At 59.8% G+C, this 4104-nt stretch carries 3 protein-coding genes; all 3 read left to right on the top strand.

Annotated features, from left to right (window positions below):
• The first annotated feature begins 67 nt into the window (after positions 1-67).
• Positions 68-1480 (top strand): BON domain-containing protein, encoded by a 1413-nt coding sequence (locus tag RSSM_RS27230; protein ID WP_008687328.1) that lies wholly within the window; start codon positions 68-70, stop codon positions 1478-1480.
• A 261-nt stretch (positions 1481-1741) separates the two neighbouring features.
• Positions 1742-2242, top strand: coding sequence for a Fur family transcriptional regulator (locus RSSM_RS27225; RefSeq protein WP_008687326.1), 501 nt, complete (start codon positions 1742-1744; stop codon positions 2240-2242).
• A 307-nt stretch (positions 2243-2549) separates the two neighbouring features.
• A partial coding sequence (gene gpmI / locus RSSM_RS27220) for a 2,3-bisphosphoglycerate-independent phosphoglycerate mutase (RefSeq protein WP_008687324.1) occupies positions 2550-4104 on the top strand: 1555 nt, incomplete at its 3' end.

Raw genomic sequence — 4104 nt, 5'->3', positions numbered from 1 at the left:
CCCGGCGTGAATACAAGGAAGTTTCGCAGTGCGACAACCACATATAGGGCCGTAGGGAGGCATTTCAATGCGACGCAAATATTTTGGACTGGCGATGGCTGCCGTTGCCACCCTGGGCCCTGCTCAGGCGTTTGGAGGCGACCGAGAAATCGCGCAATCCATCATCGAACGACTCAAAGTCAGCCGTGACGCTGGTGATCTCAAAGGATTCTCGCTCGACATGAAAGTCGACGAGGGCGTTGTCCTGTTCCGAGGCACCGTCTCGGGCGACGAACAACGCAATCTCGTCTTGGCGACCTCCGAAGGAATCGAAGGCGTTCGTGACATCGTCGACGAACTCAAGGTCAACACGGCTGAGACCGTCACCGCGAAACCCGCCAAGATCTACAAACCAAAGAAAGCGGCGATCGCGTTGGCTCCTGAGCAAGCCGCTCCGGAAAGCCAAGAAGCCGGCTTCGACTTCGCCGAGGCTCTCGCCGAAGACAAAGCCGCCACCGAAGCCCCGGTCGCCCCGGAGATGACTCTCCCAGCGGAAATGATCGCTGAGGCAACGACCCAACCGATCGATACGGTTGCCAGCGTTGAACTCACCCCGGTTGCCGTTCCAGAAGCCCCAGTCGCTGCTCAAGAAGTCGTGCCCGGCACGGTTCTTCCCACCGCGGCCTACGAAGGTGACACGGTCGAAACTGCGACACCATTGCCACAACCCGTGGTCAACGCCGGTCCGGCACCACAGCCGATGGCCGCACCGAGCATTAGCGACGATCAACTGACCGCTTCGGTCGTGCGAGCAATCGGTCGCGCTCAATCCGAAGGTCACCTGAAGAACTTCGGTGTCGACGTCAACGCCTATAACGGTGTGATCGAACTCGAAGGCAAAGCCGCATCGCAGCAACAACGTGAGTTCATCGAGCGAGTCGCTCAACACGCTCCCGGTGCCCGCGGCGTGCGAAACATGATCAAGGTGTCCGAGCCTTCCCGCGGCGGAGTTGCCGCTCGCCAAGTCGGCCATCGCACCTCGATGCCAACCCTCGCTCCTGCGGCCACACAGCAGAACCACCGTCTGCAGCCGATGCCACCGATGCAAGCAGGCGTTCCCGCCCGTGCCGCATCGTACGGCAATCCGCAAATGATCAACGGTGAAATGGTCGTTCCCGGCAGCATCGTCAATCACGGTGCCATGGGCGGCGGTTCGGTCGTCAGCAACGGTGCCCCTGTGATGGGTCAACCCGTCCCAATGGCTCCTGCCGCACCGGCCGGTGCACCACGGTACGATTCGCCAAACCTGCCAAACTACGCATGGCCAGGCTACGCGGCTCACCCAAACTACGCCGCGTTGTCGTACCCACAACAGTACAGCCCATCGGCATTCCCATACATCGGCCCGTTCTATCCTTACCCGCAGGTCCCATTGGGATGGCGTAAGGTCAGCCTCGAGTGGGACGACGGTTGGTGGTTCCTCGACTTCACAGACAAATAAACCTGTGAGTCACGGCTAACCCTTCCGAGGGAAATCGCTCAACGCGGTGCTTTGAAAAGAGCACCGCGTTTTTTCGTTTCTGCGTCCCATTTCTCAGAAACCACGCCCTTCCGATCAGCCAAGCGTCGCAATTCCCGCGATCTTACGCCTCATGCCGAACGCTCAGTTTGATAAGGACAACTCTTACCCGAACGGTTATGCTGAGCCCCAGAAAGCCGATTTTTCGGACCAGTCAGCCATCCGCCAACTGTTATCTGTTCAATGTCTAGCGCCGAATCCCTCGAACGACTCGAAGTCGCACTCTCACCGCAGGAACGATTCGAAGAATACCTGCAAAGCCGCGGACAACGACAAACGAAACCTCGGAAATTCCTCGTCGAAACCATCTTCGCTCAACACGCCCACTTCGACGCCGACGAGTTGATCGAAAAGCTGCCCCGCAAGGGCGAACCGGACTACGTCAGCTCGGCGACGGTCTACCGATCCCTGCGTGAATTCGTCGACGCCGGGCTGCTGAACAGTTTCCAGCTCGACGGACGAACCGTCTACGAACTCGACTACGGTTACCCCCCACACGATCATTTGTACTGCACCCGGTGTCGCAAATTGATCGAATTCCGCAGCGAACCGTTGCTGGAAACCCGCGACTCGATCGCCGCTGAACACGGCTTCCGCGTGACCGGACACCGGCTGATCGTCCAAGGCGTGTGCCGAGAATGCGCCGGCACCCGCCGGAAAAAACGCAAACAAGATCTCGTCTAAAACGCACCCCACACCGTCGCTGGCCCTGATCGCCGTGGCTGGCCCCGATCGCTGTCGCTGGACTCGATCGCCGTAGTTGGCCTCGCCAGAGCACAGACACCACACCACCCGCACCTCTCCCCCGGAATTTCGCGACTCCGGCTACGTTCCCTCACGCCCATACACGCTCCCCTGCGACGAGGCGTCACCCTGGGATTGCGAGACGCACGGTGGTCGATATGGTGTGGGCTGCGAGTCGCCGGTACGCCCGCCGCTTGCCCCGTTGGAATGCACTTTTGACCCTACACCCGCTGACGCGAGTACTAACGTGACTCAATTACGCCGCCGCCCTGTCGTCCTAATCGTTCGTGACGGATGGGGCCAGAATCCCGACCCGAAATGGAACGACTGCAACGCCGTCTACCTCGCCAAAACTCCTGTCGATGACAAACTCACCGCCGAATATCCTTCGGTTCTGATCGCGACATCGGGCGAAGACGTCGGACTGCCCGACGGAGTCATGGGAAACAGCGAAGTCGGCCACCAAAACATCGGCGCCGGTCGAATCGTCGACCAAGAAGTGATGCGAATCACGCGAGCGATCCGCAACGATTCCTTCTTCTCGAATCCCGTCGTCACCGGCGCACTCGATCACGTCAAACAGTCCGGCGGACGCCTGCACCTGCTCGGATTGATGTCCGACGGACGTGTCCACAGCGACCTGCAACACGCGATGGCCGTCGTCGATTTGGCCAAACGCAACGGCCTGTCAGGTGATCAATTAGCGATTCACGCCATCACCGACGGACGCGATACGTCGCCTCGCGGTGGGCTCGGATACATCAAGAGTCTCGAAGACAAATGTGCCGAAGCCGGTGTCGGCGTCATCGCCTCGGTCATCGGCCGATTCTATGCGATGGACCGCGACCTCCGCTGGGAACGCGTTCAAACCGCCTACGACATGATGACCAAGGGCGCCGAGCGAACTGCCCCCTCCGCTACCCAGGCGATCCAAGACTACTACGACAACCCAACCGACTCCAACCGAACCGGTGACGAATTCATCGTCGCCACTTCGATCGTTGGCGAAGGCGGATCGCCGACCGTGATCGCTCCCGGGGATGCGGTCATCTTCATGAACTACCGCGGCGACCGAACCCGTGAACTGACCAAAGCGTTCACATTCGACGACGACGCGTGGAAAGACATCCCCGGCGGCGGGTTTGATCGTGGCGAGAAACTCTCGAACCTGTACTTCGCCACCATGACGGGCTACGAAACCGGGCTCCCCGTCAAAGTCATCTTCGAGAAACCACCGAAGATGCCAAACATTCTCGGCGAGGTCGTCGCGTCAGCCGGACTGAAACAATTCCGATGCGCCGAAACGGAAAAGTACCCTCACGTCACGTTCTTCTTCAACGACTACCGTGACGACCCGTTCGGCGGAGAAGATTGGGGCATGGCACAATCGCCGCGAGACGTTTCGACCTACGATCAAAAACCCGAGATGTCCGCGGAAGGGATCACCGACCAAGTCCTCGAACACCTCCAATCCGGCGAGAACGATCTCTACATCGTTAACTTCGCCAACGGCGACATGGTCGGACACACCGGTGTTCTGGAAGCCGCCATCAAAGCAGTCGAGAAGGTCGACAACTGTGTCGGACGAATCGTCGATGCAACGCTCGCGGCGGGCGGCAGCCTTGTCGTCACCGCCGACCACGGCAACTGCGAACAAATGATCGATCCCGTAACCGGTGGACCGCATACCGCGCACACCACCTACACCGTTCCTTTGATCGTCGTCGACCCCGAGGCGAAAGGCAAAACCCTCCGCACCGGGGGCCGTCTCGCTGACATCGCGCCAACCGTGCTGGCTCTCA

Origin of the sequence: Aporhodopirellula sallentina SM41, from assembly GCF_000346505.1 — a bacterium.
Lineage (GTDB): Bacteria > Planctomycetota > Planctomycetia > Pirellulales > Pirellulaceae > Rhodopirellula > Rhodopirellula sallentina.
Note: the sequence above shows the minus strand (reverse complement) of the source record. Positions and strands in the feature narration are given on the sequence as shown.